Below are 18,000 nucleotides of genomic sequence, written 5' to 3'. Positions count from 1 at the left end.
GTCTGCCCGCTCTATGCCGTGGACGGCTGTTCGCGCGGGTATCCCCCATGTCCACAGGAGGTTGCAACATGACCGGTAGAGTTCCCTCCCTTCAGGAAAAGTGCGCCTTGCCGCCAGACGTATCCGAGACGCTCGAAGGAGTCGTCATGCTGACCGCGCTGCGGGTCAAGGTTATTCGCGAAAGGCAGCGCAAGGAAGGGCATTTCGACTGCTTCGGGCGGGCCGTCTCTGGCTATTGCGACCAGCACCAGTGCGTCTACCACGATGAATGCACAAACATCTCGCAGGCCATGCCCGAACTGGCGGCAACCTGAATGCCCATGGCGCGCATTGGAGCCGAACCACGCCCACCCGTGGCAAAGCCGGCTCACGCAGCCGGATCGAGTCACTGACAGGCGGCAATCGAACACTGCCGCCGCACCCGGCTCGCGACGAGCCTCTGTTCATTTTCGCAAAGGCCCAAGGATACTGGCGCGAGTCCATCGGCCCGGACCGCAGGGCTGCAGAAACGGAACCTTGAAACCGAAAGGAGGACGGCGATGTTCAAACCCATCCAAGGCTTGCCCCCCGACGTGTTGGCGCTGGAAGCAGTCGGCAAGATCACCCACCAGGATTACCAGGAGGTTCTGATTCCTCAGGCGGAGGCGTTGATGGCCAAGGGGCCCATCCGCTTGCTGTTCGTCGCCGGGCCGGAGTTCACGGGGTACGACCTTGAAGCGCTGTGGGACGACACCACGTTCGGAGCGAAACACTGGCGCGATTTCACCCGCGTCGCGGTGGTGGCGGACGTGACCTGGCTCCGCGCCGCCGTGAGCATATTCAAACCGTTTTTCCGGGGCGAAGTCGGGCTTTTCAAGGTCTCCGAACTGGAGGAGGCGAAGGGGTGGGTGACCGGCGGAACCGGGAGCTGATGGCGCGGGACCGGGCCCCGGCAACTGAAGAGTGCCGGTTCAAACGGCTGTACGCCGTGGACCCGGCGGGCAGTTGCAACAACCGCCAGCCGGGCGTGAAAAGCAAAACACACAAGACTGTCGGGACTGTAATGCCGGAAGTCTTCTGGGGCGCACCTCAAGGGGGGAGCCACGTCGGGGCAGGAAGGCGGGGGGCTGCTAGGGCGCCGTCTCTTCTTCCCCCGATTCAGGGGGGCCCTGCTCCGATGCGGGGGCGGCGTGCTCCCCGGGGCAGTAGCGGCTGGGGTACTTGGCGTCGGTCTGGGGCACCTGCAGGCCGATGCGGCTCTGCATGTTGATGATGACCGGCCCGGTGAGGTTGAGCGTGGTGTCCTGCGGGCGGCCCTGAGGGATGGTCACCGTGACGAGCACCATGACCTGGCGGATGTTCTCGATGCGCAGGATCTTGCGCTCGGCCTCGCCCACCACCACGTCGTATTCGCTGATGAAGCCGTACGGGTCCGCCACGAGCAGGCCCAGCCTGGGGTCGTTCATGCTCTGGAGGATGAGGAAAGGGGAATCTTCGCGCACCTGCACCAGGGTGAACTCCCTCTCCTGCTCGAAGCCTATGAGGCCTCGGGGAAAATGGATCACCCTGTCCTGCGGGATGGTGAGCACGCCGATGCGGCTTTGGATCACCCGTTCTTGTTTTTTTGCCATAACGCCGCCGCCGCAAGAACGTCCTGTTGATCTGCTTCCAGAGCCATGCGGTTCTGCTCCAACACGCGCAGGTATACTTCTTCCCTGTATACCGGCATTTCCTGGGGCACTTCAAGGCCGATCTTGATCTGCTTGCCTTGCACCCCAAGTACGGTGATCTTGATTTTGTCGCCCAGGTGGATCGATTCCCCCGGCCGACGCGTCAGTATGAGCATTCCCGCCTCTTTACGCGACCATTCCCGCGCACCCTAGTGCGCCGCATCCGCCTTGTCAACGAATCATTCCAGCCCCTTGCCGTTACAGGTAATTCATCAGGCTCAGGTTCATGATCATGGAGGTCGACTTCAGTACGGACTGGTATGCGAGCTGCTGCTGCGCAAGCTTGGTCATCAGCGCGGAGATGTCCACGTCCTCGATGCTGGAGAGCTGCTCCGTCTGGTTGTACTGCAGGTTCTCGAGCACGCTCGTGGCCACCGTGAGGCGGTTTTCGCGCCCGCCGACGTCGGCCGCATAGTTCAGGACGTTCTGCTTGGAGGAGCGCAGGTCCGCCAGGCACTGCTGAACGCCCGCCTGGTTGTTGGTCTCCAGGAAGGCCACCAGCTTGCCCGCCGTCTCGAACAGGTTGGAGGCCCCCGACGACCCGGCCACCACCACCGGCACGTAATGGTTCGAGGAGGGGTCCTTGTAGATGCCGCCGAAGATGTTCTTGCCGATGCCGTTGACCGCGATGGACTCCGTGGGGGAGATGTCCACGTAGATCTTGGCCTGGCGGGGGTGCACGACGAACATGTTGCCCGCCAGCAGCGTGTTGCCGGCGTTCGAGTGCAGGGTGAGCACGCCGCCGGGCAGGTTCAGGCTGGCGCTGCTGGCGAAGGTGTCCGGGGTGGAGGTGTTGGACTGCACCCAGTTGGCTCCGCCGTCCAGGCTGTAGGAGTAGTGCACGTCGCCCCCCAGGGTGCCTGCCTGGTCGATGCGCACGATGACGTTGCCCGTGAAGCTGCCGGAGGCCGTGCCCGTGACCGTGGTGCCCATGCCCTGCAGGGGGTCCACGCCGATGAAGTCCTCGTCGTCGCCCTTGTAGCGCGCCGTGGGCCTGATCCACATCCAGGTACCGTTCGAGTCGTTGGTGTCCGTGGCGCTGGTGGCCACCACGGTGGTGCCGCGGTCGATATCCATGGAGACGCCGCCCAGGTCCATGTGCAGCTTGGGCGAGGCCGGGCCAGGGTCGGAAACCGTGCCCTGCACCCAGGTTTTGCCGCCGTCCGTGGTGTAGCGGTAGCGGCTGCCGGCGGCCAGCGCGCCGCCGTCCAGGTATTGGACCAGCACGGTGCTCTGGCTCGATCCGTTGATGGTGAAGCCGCCGTTGGAGACGACGCCTGCCTGGTTCACGGAGAGGGAGAGAGTCTCCTCGAAGGCCTCGGCATTGGTCTTGTGCCCGGCGAAAATGGACTTGCCGTCGAACTGGGTGTTGGCCAGGCCCACCAGCTGCTGAAAGAGCTGGCGCGCCTCCGAGGCGATCTGCTGGCGGTTGTCCGCGCTGAGGGTGCCTGTGGAGCCCTGCTCCGCCAGCTCGGAGAGCCTGGTGAGCACGGTGCTCACCTGGCTCAAAGTGCCGTCGGCCAGGCTCAGCCAGCCTTTGGCCGCGGTGATGTTGGTCTGGTACTGCTCGATGGCGGAGATGCTGCTGCGATAGCCCAGAATCCGGGTCATGCCCACGGGGTCGTCCGAGGGGCGGTTGACCTTCTTCTGGCTGGAGGCCTGGAGGTTGGACTCCATGAGCTGCCCCAGCGTGGTGTTCATGTAGGTCAGGCTGGAGGAGTAAATCTGCTGCTGAGCGACGCGCAGGGCCATGGCGTCCCTCCTTCTATTGCTTGAGCCCCAGCACGGTCTGCCACATCTGGTCGGCGGTGGAGATCATCTTCGCCGCGGCCTGATAGGAGTGCTGGAACTTCACGAGGTTTGACATTTCTTCGTCGAGGTTCACGCCCGCGACCGCCAGCTGGCGGTTGTTGAGCTCCGTGGCCAGCGAGTTCTCGAAGTCGTAGTTGAACTTGGCCTTTTCGGTGTCCACGCCGACAACGCCCACCAGGCTGTTGAAGTATTCCTGCAGGGTCTGGCTGGTGGGGGCGTCGAAGGTGGTGCGGATGGTCACGTCCTTCTTGGCCAGGTCCGCCAGGGCCTTGGCGGTGGTGTTGTCGCCCGAGTTGGATTCGCCCGCGCCGTTGATGTGACCGGCGTTGACGAAGTTCGTGTTGGACCCGACCAGCGGGTTGAGCGTCATGGAATGGATGTCGGAGCCGTCGAAGAAGGTGTTCACGCCCAGGGCCGCATAGAGGCCCGTGGCGTCGGTTCCGAAGCCGAAGTTGTAGCCCGGCTTGGCGTCGATCTGCAGCTTGTTGTTGCTCACGCTGGCCGTGAGGAAGCTGCCGAAAGTGTTGTTGATGGCGTTCACCACGTCGGTGAGCGAGTGCTGGGCCGGGTCGAAAAGCTGGGTGCCGGGCTGGGCGGGGTCGAAATCCAGGAAGCCGTTGGACACGCAGGCCCCGGTGGCGGCGTTGTACACGTAGAGCGTGGACGCTCCGGCGGAGAGCTTCGAGCTGTAGGCCAGGCCCGAAGCGTCGGAGCCGAGGGCCAGATTGGCGTTGCGGACCTGGTATGTGCCCGTGGCGTCGGTGAACATGCTCAGGCCCGAGCCCTGGCTGTGAATCCTGTTGGTCTCCCAGATGAGGGAGTTGGCCAGGGATTCGAGGCGCTCCTTGTAGCGCCCGATGTCGTAGTCGCGCAGCTCGAACTCGCCCGCCAGGGAGCCGCCGGTGAGGCGGTTGGTGTTGTCCTGCCCGGTGAAGTAGGTCTGGGGCGTGATGTTCACCGGCGTGGAGGCGGACTGATACCAGTACAGCGCGGTCTTGGGCACCACGGTGAAGGTGTCCCCCGCCTGGAGGGTGCCCGTGGGCGTCACCGAGGAGTTGGACTGGGCGCCGAAATAGATGGAGAGGTTGCCCACGCCCACGCTCTGGGCCTGCGGCCTGGCCGAGAAGGTCTTGATGGCCCCGGAGTCGCTGCGCAGCCAGGTCACGCCGCCGTCGAGCGAAACCTGGAACTGGGCGGCCGGGTTGCCGTTGGAGACCACGCCCCCCTGCACCACCCGGATGGTGTACTCGAAGGAGTCCGCTCCGGAGAAGCCCACCGTGCCGTTGAAATTGGAGCCCGGCAGGAGGTTGCGGGTGACCTTCCCGTTCTCGAGCCTGAGGTCGAAGGCGCTGCCGCCGTCCACCAGGGTGTGCCCCGCGCCGGTGAGCACCGTGAAGTTGCCGCCGCCGTTGTCGATGGTCTTGACGTCCATCAGCTGGGCCAGGGCCCGCACCTTGATGGCGCGCTGGTCGTAGAGCCCGTTGGCGTTGTTGTTGCCGGGATCGTCGTGCACGGCGATCTGCTGGTTGATGGCCGCGATTTCCTTGATCAGGTTGTTGGCGGCCGTGACGTCGTCGACGATGCTCGCCTCGGTCTGGCGCTGGAGGTCCGTCAGGTCCGCGGAGGCCTGGCGCAGCACGGACATCAGGTTCTGCGCGTCGGAGATCACGTTCTGGCGCTGCGGATAGCTCGAGGGGTCCAGGCTCAGGTTCTGCCAGTCTTGGAAGAAGGAGGCCAAGGTCTTGGAGATGCCGTCCGTGGTGGATTCGTTGAAGGTCGTCTCCACGGACTGCATGTTCTGGTACAGCACGTTGTAGCGCTGGCTGGACGAGGAGCGCAGGTTGTAGGCCTGCTCGATGTACTCGTCGAACATCCTGATGATTTCCGTCGCCTTGACGCCTGTGCCCATCTGGCCCGGCGAGGAGTCGATGTACATGTCGTCCTTGAAGACGACGCGCTGGCGCGAATAGCCGGTCGTGTTGACGTTGGCTATGTTCTGGCCCGTCACCTCGATGCCCAGCTGCGAGGCGTTCAGGGCTTTCATGCCCGTATTGAGCAGCGAGGTGATGCCGGCCATTACAGGGCCCCCCTCAACATGGCGGGCGCGGGCTTGGTGCTCTGGAAGGCTCCGCGCGGGCCGTAGGCGGGCTTATTGGCCGTGAAGGACTTCTTGAAGAGGTTCACGTAGCCGGTGGACTGGTCGAACAGGGCCAGGGCGAGGGTGTAGCTCTTCTCGGCCTGCTTGGCGCTGGCCTGCTCCAGGGCGTCGATCCTGTCCAGAAGCTCCTGGACGCGGGGCCAGTCCTCGCCGAGGACGCCGGCCACATGCCGCAGGCGCTGGGCCTGGGGATCGATGGCCTGGACCATGCGCTTGATCTCCAGGCGCTCGGCCATGAGCTGGCGCATGAGCTCCTGAATGGAGAACTCCACCGCGCCCACGGACTGGGGCCTGAAATCCTTGAGGTGGGCAAACTCTTCCTGCTGGAGCGTGCCGAGCACCTTCAGGGCCTGATGCTGCCGGGTAAGATTTTCCAGTATGCGCCGGTTCATGGTTGTCTCCGGTTAGAGGTCCGGGATGGGCACCCTCTGCGGCTCGGCCTGGGCGAGCGTTGCTCCGCCTGGGCTGCCGGGGTCCACCGCCACGCCGTCGCGCCTGATCTCGAAGTGCACGTGCGGCCCGGTGGCCCTTCCCGTCTGCCCGACTTGTGCAATAACCTGACCAGCCTTCACGCTCTGGCCCTCCACAACCGCGTTGGCCTTGTTGTGGCCGTAGATGCTCACCGTGCCGTCGGCGTGGCGCAGCTCCACCATGGTGCCGTAGCCCCCCTTGCCCCCGGCGAAGGCCACCACGCCGTCCGCGCAGGCGCGCACCGGCGAGCCCTCCGGAGCGGCGATGTCCACGCCGCTGTGCCAGGCGCGCTGGCCCGTGAAGGGATCGCGCCGCCAGCCGAAGCCGGAGGTCAGCTCGCCCTGCACGGGGGGGGTGAAGCCAGGAGCCAGAGCCAGGGCCTTGTCCGCTCCCTGGAGGTACTGCGCGCCGGGAAGGCCCAAATGCTGGGACGGTGTGCCGTCCAGGGTGCCCGGGTTCGGGGCGGCCTGGGCCCTGGCGCGCGCCTCGGCCTCGGCGGTGGCCCGGGCTGCCGCCTGCATGGGGTCCACGGTTTCCCTGGCTGAAGATGTGTCGGCCCTGGGCGCGGGCGTCGTTGTGGCCTGGGGCTGCCCCTCGCCTCCCCTGCCCTGTCCGGCGGGGTCCATGCCGATCCTGTTGGAGAGGGGCGTGGCGGCGCGCTGGCCCATCTGCCTGGCGGCCTTCTTCTCCGCCGAAGGGGCCGCCAGCCTGTCCGTACCCGCCACGTGCAGGCCCGGTCGGTTCTGCGCGCCGTCCTTGGGGTCGGCGGTCTGACCCTTGGCGGCGAGCTGCTGGCGCATGAAGTCGGCCAGGCCCATGCCGCCCTGCTTGGCCAGGGTCTTGGAGAGCTCCTCGTCGAACATGGAGAGGTACTGGTCCTCGTGCTTGCCGTGGAGCAGGCCGTCCTTGGGCACGGACTTGCGCATCTCCTTGAGCATCTGGCCGATGAACACCGCCTCGAAGCCCTCGCAGGCCTCATTGAGCTTGGCGTCCTTGCCGGGCCCCGGGGTCACTCGCCTGCGCAGGGCGTCCATGGCCGTCTTCTTCTGGACGTCCAGGACCTGCTCGGGCTTGAGCGACGTTTCCGTGGCCACGGCCATGCTAGATCACCTCGAGGTCGGCATGCAGCGCGCCCGCTGACTTGAGCGTCTTGAGGATGCTGATCAGGTCGCGCGGGGTTGCGCGCAGCACGTTGAGGCCCTCCACCAGTTCCTGGAGCGTCGCGCCTTCGAGCATGCGCAGCTTGCGGTTCTCTTCCTTGGTGCTGATGCTGGTCTCGGGCGTGGCCACCGTCTGCGCGCCGATGGGCGCGAAGGGCAGCGGCTGCGACACCTCGGCGGACTCCTGGATGAGGATCTGCAGGTTGCCGTGCGTCACGGCGGATCGGGTCAGCTTGACGTTGAGGCCCACCACCACGGTGCCGGTCTTCTCGTCCACCACCACGCGGGCCTTGTTGTCCGGGGTGACTTCCAGGTTCTCTATGGTGGCCATCAGGGGCACGAGATTGCCCTTGAACTGCTCGGGGATGTCGAGCTTGATGGTGGAGGCGTCGGTGGCGCGGGCGTAGCTGCCGCCGATGCTCTGGTTGATCTTCTTGGCGATGGCCATGGACGTGGAGAAGTCCGAGTAGCCCAGGTTGATGGTCAGGTCGTGCTGCTGGTTGAAGTCGAAGGGGATGGCGCGCTCCACGTTGAGCCCGCCGGGGATGGAGGCCACGGTGGTCACGTTCTTGGTGGCCGTGGCCGCCGCGCCCGAGGCCTGGAAGCCGCCCACGGCCAGCGGGCCCTGGGCCAGGCCGTAGAGCTCGCCGTCCACGCCCTTCATGGGCGTCATGAGCAGCACGCCGCCCAGCAGGCTGGAGCAGTCGCCCAGCGACGAAACGGTGACGTCCAGCTTGGTGCCGGGCCTGGCCGTGGCGGGCATCTGGCAGGTGACCATGACCGCGGCCACGTTGGCCGGGCGCAGGGTGCGCTTGTCCACGCGCACGCCCATCTTGTCGAGCATGTTCCAGATGGACTGGATGGTGAAGTCCGACCCGCGCTTGTCGCCGGTGCCGGAAAGGCCCACCACCAGGCCGTAGCCCACGAGTTGGTTGGTGCGGACGCCCGAGAAGGACGCGACGTCCTTGATCCTGGCCGCGCGCCCCTCCCCAGAGAACAGCGCGGCCAGGATAAGGCCCGTCAAGAGCAGTGTGGTCATGCGATGCCTGAACATGTCGATACCTCTGTGACCGCTGCGCGGCCCGCTGACGTTCGCCCCCTCCCCCGAGGTGGCTAGAACGGCCAGATGTTGTCCAAAATCCTCGACAGCCAGCCGGGCTTCTGGCGGTCCGCCAGCACGCCGGTGCCGAACATGTCGATCTGCGCCTCGGCCAGGGCCGTGGAGGGCACGGCGTTGTCCGGGCCGACGTCCATGGGCCTGAGCAGCCCGCGCACCACCATGATCTGGGTGTCGTCGTTGACGCGCACCTGCCGCGCGCCCTCCACCTGCATCACGCCGCCGGGCAGGATGTTCACGATGCGGCAGCCGATGGTGTAGGTCACGGTGGATTCGCGGCTGGTCTCGCCGTCGGAGTCGAACTGGTCGTTGCGGCTGGTGCTGACCATGGGGGTCGAACCGTTGACGCCCTTCATGCCGGCCAGCGCGCCCAGGTCCATCCCGGTGGTGGAGCGCAGGGCCTTGGAGCCCGGGAAGGGGTCCATGGTGGCGCTCTGGAAGTAGTTGTTCACGCCGATGTCCATGGTGTTCTTGCCGTTGGACTTCGTCTTGGACTTGTTCTTGGCGTTGGATTTCTCGGTGACGTTGACCATCACCACGTCGCCGATGCGCCTGGCCCGGTTGTCCTCGTAGAGGTAGCTGGGCTGGGCGGCCTGCGAATAGAGCGAGCCGGGGTTGTTCACCGGGGAAGGCGCCTGCATCACCGGCGGGGTCAGCGAGCTCATGGGGCTCGGCTGCTTCTGCGCCGGGGGGGCGCAGGCCGCGCTCAGGGCCGCCAGGGCGCACACCGCCGCGCTCACGAATTTCTTGTTGGTACGCATAGCCTCTCCTCCCTGCTTGGCCCTACGGGCCTATCTGGCCACCACGGTTTTGGAGTCCTGGACCCAGGCCGCCAGCTCCCTTCCGCTTTGCACGTTCCGTACCGTTATCTGGCTGCCCTTGGCTCCCTCGGTGACGGCGGTCACGGGCATGGCCAGGTGGATGCTCTTGCCGTTCCACAGGCAGGTCACCTGTTCGCCCTTGAGGATGGCGGGCATGGGCTCAAGGTTCTCCATGGTCAGGGGCACACCCTGGTTGAGCGAGGTCTTGGCGCGCATGGGCGTTGGGTTCTTGGCGTCCCAGGGCAGGCCCTTGATGAGGGCCAGGTTGCGCCGCTCGTAGGTGACCATCTCGCCCGCCACCACGCCGTCGCGCATGTTCAGCGGCCTGGAGGCCACCGGGATCACCTTCCACAGGTTCACGAAGGCGCTGGCCGCGATCTGCCGGATGGGCTTGCCCTGCACGTCCGATACGGTGAGCCGCAGGCTGACCCGACCGGGGGTCATCTGGCCCACGGACTCAACGGAGAGCTTCTCGGTGTCGGGGTCGATGAACAGCTGGCCCGGCAGCGAGATCTCCTTGACCTCCAGCTCGCCGTCCACGCCGGTCATGTTCTCCGTCAGAAAATCGACGATCATCTTGGTGACCTCGTTCCCGGCCACCGGCACCCCGCCGCCCTTCTTGAGCACCACCTGCTCGGGAACGATGAAGTTGCCCGCGGAGCGCGGGAAGAGCACGTCCAGGTCCTCCAGGACGCGCTTGCGCGTGAGCGTCAGCTGGCCCTCGCGGCCCGGGAATGGCCACAGGGGCGTGGAGGCCAGGATGCGCCAGGTGTCGGGGTCGATCTGGCCCACGGGCTCGGCGATGTCGCCCAGCATCACCCGCTCCCCGCCGATGGCCGCGGCGGGCGCGATGCGGACCTTCCAGGCCATGGGGTCCGCCCCGAAGACTGTGGCGGCGGCGAGCAGCGCCAGGACGGCGGCCAGGGCGGCCAGCGTGCGGGCATGGAGCCTTTGCCGAGCGGTGCGTGCGGTGTTCATGGCCACTCTCCCGGGCTAGCGTTTGATGTTCACGGCCGTCTGGAGCATGGAGTCCGCCGTGGTGATGGTCTTGGAGTTGGCCTCGTAGGCCCTCTGCCCCACGATGAGCCCCACCATTTCGTCCACCATCTGCACGTTGGAGCCTTCGATGAAGCCCTGCACGAGGGTTCCGGCGTTCTGGTCGCCGGGGGTGAGCTCCTGGGCGGCGCCGGAGGCTTCGGAGGTCTTGTAGACGTTGGAGCCCTGGGCGGTGAGGCCCGCCGGGTTGATGAACGTGTAGAGGGGGATGGTGCTGGTGGCCAGCACGTTGCCCGCGGAGTCCGTGGCGCTCAGCACGCCGCGCTCGGTGATGACGATGTTCGTCGTCTGCTGCGGGATGGTGACGGTGGGCTGCAGGGTGTAGCCGTTGGCGTTGACGATGGTGCCGTCCTGGTTGAGCTTGAAGGAGCCCGCCCGGGTGTACACGTCGTTGCCGGAGGGGTCCTGCAGGCGGAAGAAGCCCTGGCCCGAGATGGCCACGTCCAGCGGGTTGCCGGTGTTCTGGAAGTCGCCCTGCTGGAAGAACTTGTGCACCGTGGTGGGGCGCACGCCCATGCCCACCTGCATGCCCGTAGGGATGCGGGAGCCGCCCTCGTTCTGGGTGCCGGCCACGTTGAGGGTCTGGTACATCAGGTCCTCGAACTCGGCCCGGCTCTTCTTGAAGCCGATGGTGTTCACGTTGGCCAGGTTGTTGGCCATGGTGTCTATCTGGGTCTGCATGGCCACCATGCCGGTGGTGGCCGTATAGAGAGAGCGCATCATACGCCTGATCCCCCTTACCTGGTTTCGCCGACCTTGGCGGTGGCGTTCTGGTCCATTTCCTGCGTGCTGCTGATGATCTTGGCGTAGGCCTCGAAGGAGCGCTGGGCCTCGATCATGGCCACCATTTCCCCGACCACGTTGACGTTGGGCTTTTCGATGTAGCCCTGGTTGATGCCCGTCTTGCCCGCCTCGATGGCCCGGGTCACGGGCTGGGCGTTGTCGGGGCCCGCGAACATGCTCTGGCCGTACTTCTTGAGCTGCTTGGGGTCGGCCACGTCCACGATGTCGATGGCCCCCACGATGTCGCCGTCCACGGAGACCTGGCCGTCGCGGGTGATGGTGACGGTCTTGCCCTCGCCCAGGGTCACCGGGCCGGACTGGCCCAGCACGGGGTAGCCCTGGTTGGTCACCAGCATGCCCTGGTTGTTGCGGTAGAACTGGCCGTTGCGGGTGAGGAACTGGCCTTCGGGGGTCTGCACCCGGAAGAAGCCGGGGCCGGTGATGGCCAGGTCGAGGGGGTTGCCGGTGGCCTCCAGCCCGCCCTGGGTCATGTCCAGAGTCTGCTCGGCCAGCCGGGGCTTGGCCACCAGGATGGGCCTGGGCAGCAGGTTCTTCTCCTGCAGGTCGTTGCGGGCGTCCGGGCTGAAGTCGGAGGCCATGCGCTGGAACACGTCCTGGAAGGAGACCTTGTCGGCCTTGTACCCGGCGGTGTTCGCGTTCGCCAAATTGTTGGCGATCAGGTTGAGGCGCGTTTCGTTGCTCAAGGCCCCGAACAGCGCGCTGATTGTGCTTTGTTGCATGGCGGCGGTCCTCCTCGCGCCAAGACACAGCATGAAGCGTGCCATACGCGAGGAAGAACGCCGACGGGGAGGACACAGCCGCGTCCGCGGATTGCCCGTTGAAGCCGGAACGTTTGCGGGGTAAGGCAACTGAAGGCGGTCTCCGCCCTCAGGAACTCCACTCCATCCAGGCGGTCGAACCTTGCTCCCGGCTTACCTCTCCAAGAACAAGCAGATCATCAACACCTGCATGCTCGTGGGCGCGCTGGTGGGCGGCGGCCATCTGCACCCTCTGGTGGACAGCCTCCTGTTCTACCTGATCATCTTCGGGGTGGCGCTGTTCAGCTTCGCACGCAACGCCTTCCTGAACGTGATGCTCGTGGCCAGCTCCCTGTCCTATGCGCTGGCTTGGTTCAAGGGCTTCCACGACGTGGACTTCAACCTGATGTTCTGCATCTCCGGGTTGCTGTGCCTGATCTACGGCATCAGCTCCACGGTGCGCTTCGTGCTGACCTCCAAGGAGGTCAGCAAGGCGGAGATCTTCGCGCTGGTGAACTGCTACCTGACAATGGGATTCTTCTGGGCGCTGCTCTATACCCTGGTGGAGGGCGTCCACCCGGGATCGTTCACCCTCCCCATCCAGCTGGACCGCATCATGGACGGGATGATCTATTTCAGCTTCGCCACCATGACCACCGTGGGGTACGGCGATATGGCCCCGCGCACCCTTCTGGCTCAGCGCCTCGCCATAACCCAGGCCATCTTCGGGCAGTTCTACTTCGCCCTTGTGGTGGCCTACCTGATCAATCGCCTGTTCCAGGAAAAGAGGGACGTGAGCGAGTGATCCGCCGTCCAAAAGTCCCCAACCTGCCCGATTTTGCTTGACAGACCGCCCCTAACGCATAATATGTCGTCTTTGCGAGCGGGTGTAGCTCAGTTGGTAGAGTACAAGCTTCCCAAGCTTGGTGTCGCGAGTTCGAATCTCGTCGCCCGCTCCAAATAAATCCTCATGACGCCTGGGCCGGAAGGCCTTCGCGATTACAGGGGTGGGCCATTCGGTTCGGTCCACTTTTTTTTTGCTATGAACACAGACAACACCAAAGTGCTCTCCAGAATTAAGGAATTGGCCGATCCATTCGTGGAAAGCCTCGGCCTGTCCCTCTGGGGCATGGAGTTCGCCGGTGGCGAAGGCCGCCCCACCCTGCGCCTGTTCATCGACGGCCCGGACGGCGTCGACGTGGAGCACTGCGCATCGGTGAGCCGCCAGCTGGGCGCGGCCCTCGAAGTGGAGGACCTCATTCCCGGGGCCTACCACCTTGAGGTCTCCTCCCCCGGGCTGAGCAGGCGCTTCTTTGAACTTTCCCAGCTGCCGCCCTACATCGGGCAGGAGTTGGACATCACCCTGGCCGTCCCTCACGGGGGCCGCAAGCGCTACAAGGGGACTTTCGACTCCCTCGACGGCGACGTCCTCAACATGACGTGCGAGGGCGCGTCCGTCTCCTTCCCTTGGAGCGCGGTGGCCAAAGCCAAACTGGTCTTCACTTTCGAGACACCCGAAGAGAGCAAGGCCAGGGCGAAAAAGACTTCCAAGGCAGACAAAGCCGCCGAGCGCCACTAGGCGCCGGGGCACCGGAGGACCGTACATGGGCATGGAGCTTCGCAAGGCCATCGACCAGATCAGCAAGGACCGCGGCATCGACCGCGATCTGCTCATCGACACTCTCGAGGAAGCCGTACGTTCCTCGGTCGCCCGCAAGTTCGGCGACCACATGGATATCGAGGTCAGCTACAACGACGAGGCCGGCGAGATCGAGGTGTTCCAGTTCAAGATCGTCGTCGACGAGGTGGAAGACCCCCTCTCCGAGATCGACCTGGAGGCCGCCCGCGAGGTCGACCCCAATGTTCAGATGGACGACGAGCTGGGCTTCAAGCTCAAGGTCGAGGACCTGGGACGCATCGCGGCCCAGTCCGCCAAGCAGGTGATCATCCAGCGCATGCGCGACGCCGAGCAGGAGATCATCTACGAGGAATACAAGGACCGCAAGGGCGAGATCGTCTCCGGCATCGTGCAGCGGCGCGACCGCGGCGGCTGGATCATCAACCTGGGCCGCACCGAGGCCATGCTCCCCAAAGAGGAGCAGATCCCGCGCGAGCGCTACAAGCGCGGCGACAGGGTCCAGGCCTTCATCATCGAAGTGCTGCCCAGCGGACGCGGACCCCAGATCATCATCTCCCGCACCCACCCGGACTACATGGCCGCCCTGTTCAAGCGCGAAGTGCCCGAAGTCTCCGACGGCACGGTGCGCATCCTGGGCGTGGCGCGCGACCCCGGCTCCCGGGCCAAGGTGGCCGTCTCCTCCAAGGACCGCGACGTGGATCCGGTGGGCGCCTGCGTCGGCGTGCGCGGCTCGCGCATCCAGAACATCGTGCAGGAGCTGCACGGCGAGCGCATCGACATCGTGGTCTGGCACCCCGAAATCGCCACCTACGCGGCCAACGCCCTCTCTCCGGCGCGCATCACCCGCATCATGGTGGACGAGGACGAGAAGACCCTCGAAGTGGTGGTGCCCGACGACCAGCTGACCCTGGCCATCGGCCGCAAGGGCCAGAACGTCAAGCTGGCGGCCAAGCTGCTGGGCTGGAAGATCGACATCTTTACCGACTCCCGCTACGCGGAGCTCAACGTGGCGCGCAAGGGCATGGAACAGCTTGCCAGCGTGGCCGAGATGAGCATGGAGAATTTCCTCTCCGCGGGCTTCGACACCGTGGCCATGCTGGCCGAAGCCGCCGACGAGGAGTTGGACCGTATCGAGGGGATGACCCCCACCAAGCGCGACCACCTGCGCGCCGCCATCAGGCTCCTGCTGCCCGCGCAGCCCAAGCCCGAAGAGGCGGAGGAAGACGGCCCCGAGGGCGAAGAGATGCCCCGGGAAACGGCGGAAAATGCCGGGAATGACGAACAGAACGACTGATGCGATACGGGGGCCCGTGCGCACGTGCATCGTGTGCCGAGGGCGGTTCCCGAAAAAAGAGCTCACCCGCCACGTGTGGCGAGGTGAATGGACGCCCGATGAGGCGTATATCCAGCCCGGAAGGGGCTACTACTGTTGCGCCGGGGACGCCTGCAAGGCGAAATTCCCCAAGCGCGCCGCCGCCGTGAGGAAAGGCAAGGGGGAAGGCAAACGTGACGAAGCTTAGGGTCCGCGACCTCGCCAAGGAGCTGAGGGTCAGCAACAAGGACATCTATCAAGCCCTGAGGGAGCTCGACATCCGGGCGGCCAGCGATATGGCCACCCTGGAAGACGACCAGGTCGCCCTGGTGCGCTCCAAGATCAAGCATGGCCTCGCCAAATCGGAGGTGGTCCAGAGCCAGTCCCAGCCGGGAGTGGTTGTGCGCCGCCGCCGCGCCAGCGCGCCCGGAAGCGAGGAAGCCCACGCCGAAGCCCCCGCCGCCCAGCAAGCCGCAGCGCCCGTCGAGCAGGCTCCCGCCTCCGAGGCGCCGGCAGCCGAGACCGTGGAGGAAGCCGCCCCCAGGCAGCCCCGCGAGCCCCGGCCCCGCCGCCGCCTGAGCGAAACCCCGCCGGCCAGGATCATTTCCCAGCCCGAGGCCGAGCCCGAGCCGGAAGAGATGCCCGTGGTGCACGAGCACGAATTCGCCAAGCCCGTGGAGACCGAGGCCCAGAAGCCCGTCGCCCCGGTCGTGGCCGAAACCGTGGTCGAGGCAGCGCCCGAGGCGCCGGCCCCGCAGGCCGAGGAGCCTGCCCAGGTTCAGGAGCCCACCGCAGGAGAGCCGGCTGCCGCCGCTCCCGAAGCCGAGGCCCCCAAGGCCGAGGAAGGCCAGGCCCCTGCCGCCGAGCAGGAGAAAAAGGTCAAGAAGCCCAAGCGGGAAGTGCCCATCGGCCCGCAGGTGCGCATCATTTCCATGCCCGAACCCCGCGCGCCGGAACCGCAGCGCCCCTCGGGCCCCCGCCCCGGCGGACCCGGCGGTTATCAGCCCCGCCCCGGCGGTCCCGGAGGACCCGGCGGCCCCGGCCGTCCTGCTGGGCCCGGTGGCTATCCGCAGCGTCCCGGCGGACCTGGCCGTCCCGGCGGTCCTGGCGGCCCCGGCGGACCCGGCGGTCCCCGCCCGCCCTTCGGCGCGCGCCCCGGCGCACCCGGAACCGACGCCAAGCCCGCCCCCCCGACCGAGGCCGAAAGCCGCGACTCCAAGCGCCGCAAGGATAAGCGCGTGGTCGAGTTCGGCGCCGGTACGGCGGAGGACGGACGCGGCGGTCGCGGCGGCAAGAAGCGCATGGGCGACATTCAGGACCGCACCGGTCGCGGGGGCAAGAACCCCAAGAAGAAGAAGGGTGTGGACCAGATCGCACAGATCATGGCCGCCCAGGCCCAGGCCCAGCCGCAGAAGGCCATCAAGCGCAAGATCCGCATGGAGGAGGCCATCCGCGTCTCCGAAATGGCCCGCCAGATGAACCTCAAGGCGCAGGACCTCATGAAGGTGCTGCTCTCCATGGGCATGATGGCCACCATCAACCAGTCGCTGGACTACGACACCGCCGTGCTGGTGGCCGCCGAGTTCGCCTACGAGGTTGAAAAGGTCGGCTTCGACGAGGAGCAGTTCCTGGTGACCGAGGGCGCCGACGCCCCCGAGACGCTGCAGCCCAGGCCCCCCGTCGTGACCATCATGGGTCACGTCGACCACGGCAAGACCTCGCTGCTGGACGCCATCCGCTCCACCAACGTGGTCATGGGCGAGGCCGGCGGCATCACGCAGCACATCGGCGCCTACCACGTGAGCACCCCCAAGGGCGACGTGGTCTTCCTGGACACCCCCGGTCACGAGGCCTTCACCGCCATGCGCGCCCGCGGCGCCAAGGTGACGGACATCGTGGTCCTGGTCGTGGCCGCCGACGACGGCGTCATGGACCAGACCCGCGAGGCCATCAACCACTCCAAGGCCGCCGGCGTGCCCATCGTGGTGGCCGTGAACAAGATCGACAAGCCCGGCGCCGAGCCCGACCGCGTGAAGCGCGAGCTGGCCGAGTTCAACCTGGTGCCCGAGGAATGGGGCGGCGACACCATCTTCGCCTACGTCTCGGCCAAGCAGCGCCTCGGCCTGGACGAACTGCTGGAGATGATCCTGCTGCAGGCCGAAGTGCTGGAGCTCAAGGCCAACCCGGACAAGCGCGCCAAGGGCCACATCATCGAGGCCAAGCTGGACAAGGGCCGCGGCCCCGTGGCCACCGTGCTCATCGAAGAGGGCACCCTGCGTCAGGGCGACGCCTTCGTCTGCGGCCTGTTCTCCGGCCGCGTGCGCGCCATGTTCGACGACCAGGGCCGCAAGATCAAGGAAGCCGGGCCGGCCATGCCGGTCGAGGTCCAGGGCTTCGAGGGCGTGCCCGAGGCGGGCGAGATGTTCACCTGCCTCGAGGACGAGAAGGTCGCCCGTCGCATCGCGGAGGACCGCCTGGCCAAGCAGCGTGAACGCGAGCTGGGCAAGGCCACCAAGATCACCCTGGAGACCTTCCTGGCCTCGCGCAACGAAGCCGAGGCCCAGGAGCTCAAGCTGGTGCTCAAGGCCGACGTGCAGGGCTCGCAGGAGGCCATCTCCGAGGCGCTCACCAAGCTCTCGGGCGACAAGGTCAAGATCCGCATCATCCACGCGGGCACCGGCGCCATCACCGAGTCCGACGTGCTCCTGGCGGCCGCCTCCGAAGCCATCATCATCGGCTTCAACCTGCGCCCCTCGGTGAAGGTCAAGGAACTGGCCGAACGCGAGAGCGTGGACCTGCGCTTCTACGACATCATCTACAAGCTGGTGGACGAGATCAAGGCGGCCATGTCCGGCATGCTGGCCCCCGTGCTCAAGGAGCAGTACCTGGGACAGGCTGAGGTCCGCGAGACCTTCAGCGTGCCCAGGGTTGGCATCGTCGCGGGCTGCGGCGTCCTGGACGGCAAGATCACCCGCAACGCCCAGATCCGCCTGCTGCGCGACAGCGTGGTGGTCTACACCGGCAAGCTCGCCAGCCTGAAGCGCTTCAAGGACGACGTGAAGGAAGTGACCAAGGGCTACGAGTGCGGCATGGGCCTGGAGAACTTCAACGACATCAAGGTCGGCGACGTGATCGAAGCCTTCGAGACCGTGGAAGAAGCCGACACCCTGGATTAATCCGTACAGCCGCCCCGTCCGCGCCTGC

At 66.1% G+C, this 18,000-nt stretch carries 18 protein-coding genes and 1 tRNA gene; 8 read left to right on the top strand and 11 right to left on the bottom strand.

Translation table 11 applies throughout. The annotated features are described in order from the left end of the window. Positions 1-68: 68 nt before the first annotated feature. Positions 69-314, top strand: a complete 246-nt coding sequence (locus tag MLE18_RS04705) for a hypothetical protein (protein WP_243367784.1) — start codon at positions 69-71, stop codon at positions 312-314. Positions 315-539: 225 nt separating this feature from the next. Next, on the top strand, positions 540-911 hold the full coding sequence (locus MLE18_RS04700) for a SpoIIAA family protein (protein ID WP_243367782.1): 372 nt from the start codon (positions 540-542) through the stop codon (positions 909-911). A gap of 198 nt (positions 912-1,109) precedes the next feature. On the opposite strand, the gene fliW is transcribed toward MLE18_RS04700, so the two are convergent. The 11 genes from fliW to flgF form a co-directional block, all read right to left on the bottom strand. Then, complete coding sequence (gene fliW, locus MLE18_RS04695; protein WP_243367780.1) at positions 1,110-1,610, bottom strand: flagellar assembly protein FliW; 501 nt, start codon at positions 1,608-1,610, stop codon at positions 1,110-1,112. Then, positions 1,586-1,825, bottom strand: a complete 240-nt coding sequence (csrA, locus tag MLE18_RS04690; RefSeq protein WP_243312844.1) for a carbon storage regulator CsrA — start codon at positions 1,823-1,825, stop codon at positions 1,586-1,588. Before csrA ends, fliW begins: the two co-directional genes overlap by 25 nt. 82 nt (positions 1,826-1,907) lie before the next feature. Continuing rightward, the gene (gene flgL, locus MLE18_RS04685) at positions 1,908-3,461 is read right to left on the bottom strand and encodes a flagellar hook-associated protein FlgL (protein WP_243367778.1); all 1,554 of its coding nucleotides are present in this window, start codon (positions 3,459-3,461) and stop codon (positions 1,908-1,910) included. A gap of 13 nt (positions 3,462-3,474) precedes the next feature. After that, positions 3,475-5,598 (bottom strand): flagellar hook-associated protein FlgK, encoded by a 2,124-nt coding sequence (flgK, locus tag MLE18_RS04680; protein ID WP_243367776.1) that lies wholly within the window; start codon positions 5,596-5,598, stop codon positions 3,475-3,477. Further along, positions 5,598-6,071, bottom strand: a complete 474-nt coding sequence (gene flgN / locus MLE18_RS04675) for a flagellar export chaperone FlgN (protein WP_243367774.1) — start codon at positions 6,069-6,071, stop codon at positions 5,598-5,600. The genes flgK and flgN overlap by 1 nt, the downstream gene beginning before the upstream one ends. Positions 6,072-6,083: 12 nt before the next feature. After that, on the bottom strand, positions 6,084-7,250 hold the full coding sequence (locus MLE18_RS04670) for a peptidoglycan DD-metalloendopeptidase family protein (RefSeq protein WP_243367772.1): 1,167 nt from the start codon (positions 7,248-7,250) through the stop codon (positions 6,084-6,086). Position 7,251: 1 nt separating this feature from the next. Next, positions 7,252-8,364 (bottom strand): flagellar basal body P-ring protein FlgI, encoded by a 1,113-nt coding sequence (locus tag MLE18_RS04665; RefSeq protein WP_419714885.1) that lies wholly within the window; start codon positions 8,362-8,364, stop codon positions 7,252-7,254. Positions 8,365-8,423: 59 nt separating this feature from the next. Then, entirely contained in the window at positions 8,424-9,188 is a 765-nt protein-coding gene (locus tag MLE18_RS04660; protein WP_243367770.1) for a flagellar basal body L-ring protein FlgH, read from the bottom strand. 30 nt (positions 9,189-9,218) lie between these two features. Continuing rightward, positions 9,219-10,226 (bottom strand): flagellar basal body P-ring formation chaperone FlgA, encoded by a 1,008-nt coding sequence (gene flgA, locus MLE18_RS04655; protein WP_243367768.1) that lies wholly within the window; start codon positions 10,224-10,226, stop codon positions 9,219-9,221. A gap of 15 nt (positions 10,227-10,241) precedes the next feature. Further along, on the bottom strand, positions 10,242-11,027 hold the full coding sequence (gene flgG / locus MLE18_RS04650) for a flagellar basal-body rod protein FlgG (protein WP_243367766.1): 786 nt from the start codon (positions 11,025-11,027) through the stop codon (positions 10,242-10,244). Positions 11,028-11,041: 14 nt separating this feature from the next. After that, a complete protein-coding gene (gene flgF / locus MLE18_RS04645) occupies positions 11,042-11,827 on the bottom strand; it encodes a flagellar basal-body rod protein FlgF (RefSeq protein WP_243367764.1) in 786 nt (261 codons plus the stop codon). 181 nt (positions 11,828-12,008) lie between these two features. Here flgF and MLE18_RS04640 point away from each other — a divergent pair, with 181 nt between their 5' ends. The 6 genes from MLE18_RS04640 (at position 12,009) to infB (ending at position 17,972) form a co-directional block, all read left to right on the top strand. Beyond that, positions 12,009-12,650 carry a potassium channel family protein gene (locus tag MLE18_RS04640; protein ID WP_243367763.1) on the top strand — a complete coding sequence of 214 codons (642 nt, stop codon included), beginning with the start codon at positions 12,009-12,011 and terminating at the stop codon, positions 12,648-12,650. Between the two features lie 78 nt (positions 12,651-12,728). After that, positions 12,729-12,804, top strand: a tRNA-Gly gene (locus MLE18_RS04635). A 140-nt stretch (positions 12,805-12,944) separates the two neighbouring features. Beyond that, the gene (locus MLE18_RS04630; protein ID WP_243367761.1) at positions 12,945-13,424 is read left to right on the top strand and encodes a ribosome maturation factor RimP; all 480 of its coding nucleotides are present in this window, start codon (positions 12,945-12,947) and stop codon (positions 13,422-13,424) included. 25 nt (positions 13,425-13,449) lie between these two features. Continuing rightward, complete coding sequence (gene nusA / locus MLE18_RS04625) at positions 13,450-14,778, top strand: transcription termination factor NusA (protein WP_243367759.1); 1,329 nt, start codon at positions 13,450-13,452, stop codon at positions 14,776-14,778. Beyond that, positions 14,750-15,004 (top strand): YlxR family protein, encoded by a 255-nt coding sequence (locus MLE18_RS04620; RefSeq protein ID WP_336605561.1) that lies wholly within the window; start codon positions 14,750-14,752, stop codon positions 15,002-15,004. The genes nusA and MLE18_RS04620 overlap by 29 nt, the downstream gene beginning before the upstream one ends. After that, positions 14,991-17,972 (top strand): translation initiation factor IF-2, encoded by a 2,982-nt coding sequence (gene infB, locus MLE18_RS04615; protein WP_243367755.1) that lies wholly within the window; start codon positions 14,991-14,993, stop codon positions 17,970-17,972. Before MLE18_RS04620 ends, infB begins: the two co-directional genes overlap by 14 nt. Positions 17,973-18,000 lie beyond the last annotated feature (28 nt).

The sequence above is a fragment of the Fundidesulfovibrio soli genome, from assembly GCF_022808695.1.
Taxonomy (GTDB): domain Bacteria; phylum Desulfobacterota; class Desulfovibrionia; order Desulfovibrionales; family Desulfovibrionaceae; genus Fundidesulfovibrio; species Fundidesulfovibrio soli.
This window is presented reverse-complemented; position numbering and strand designations above follow the sequence as displayed.

What these genes read in the sequence shown, in the direction of transcription:
- csrA (WP_243312844.1), bottom strand. Translation starts at nt 1,825, where the DNA reads ATGCTCATACTGACGCGTCGGCCGGGGGAATCGATCCACCTGGGCGAC.
- MLE18_RS04665 (WP_419714885.1), bottom strand. Translation starts at nt 8,364, where the DNA reads ATGTTCAGGCATCGCATGACCACACTGCTCTTGACGGGCCTTATCCTG.
- MLE18_RS04670 (WP_243367772.1), bottom strand. Translation starts at nt 7,250, where the DNA reads ATGGCCGTGGCCACGGAAACGTCGCTCAAGCCCGAGCAGGTCCTGGAC.
- flgF (WP_243367764.1), bottom strand. Translation starts at nt 11,827, where the DNA reads ATGCAACAAAGCACAATCAGCGCGCTGTTCGGGGCCTTGAGCAACGAA.
- nusA (WP_243367759.1), top strand. Translation starts at nt 13,450, where the DNA reads ATGGGCATGGAGCTTCGCAAGGCCATCGACCAGATCAGCAAGGACCGC.
- MLE18_RS04620 (WP_336605561.1), top strand. Translation starts at nt 14,750, where the DNA reads ATGCCGGGAATGACGAACAGAACGACTGATGCGATACGGGGGCCCGTG.
- flgG (WP_243367766.1), bottom strand. Translation starts at nt 11,027, where the DNA reads ATGATGCGCTCTCTCTATACGGCCACCACCGGCATGGTGGCCATGCAG.
- MLE18_RS04660 (WP_243367770.1), bottom strand. Translation starts at nt 9,188, where the DNA reads ATGCGTACCAACAAGAAATTCGTGAGCGCGGCGGTGTGCGCCCTGGCG.
- flgK (WP_243367776.1), bottom strand. Translation starts at nt 5,598, where the DNA reads ATGGCCGGCATCACCTCGCTGCTCAATACGGGCATGAAAGCCCTGAAC.
- fliW (WP_243367780.1), bottom strand. Translation starts at nt 1,610, where the DNA reads ATGGCAAAAAAACAAGAACGGGTGATCCAAAGCCGCATCGGCGTGCTC.
- MLE18_RS04705 (WP_243367784.1), top strand. Translation starts at nt 69, where the DNA reads ATGACCGGTAGAGTTCCCTCCCTTCAGGAAAAGTGCGCCTTGCCGCCA.
- MLE18_RS04700 (WP_243367782.1), top strand. Translation starts at nt 540, where the DNA reads ATGTTCAAACCCATCCAAGGCTTGCCCCCCGACGTGTTGGCGCTGGAA.
- flgN (WP_243367774.1), bottom strand. Translation starts at nt 6,071, where the DNA reads ATGAACCGGCGCATACTGGAAAATCTTACCCGGCAGCATCAGGCCCTG.
- flgL (WP_243367778.1), bottom strand. Translation starts at nt 3,461, where the DNA reads ATGGCCCTGCGCGTCGCTCAGCAGCAGATTTACTCCTCCAGCCTGACC.
- flgA (WP_243367768.1), bottom strand. Translation starts at nt 10,226, where the DNA reads ATGAACACCGCACGCACCGCTCGGCAAAGGCTCCATGCCCGCACGCTG.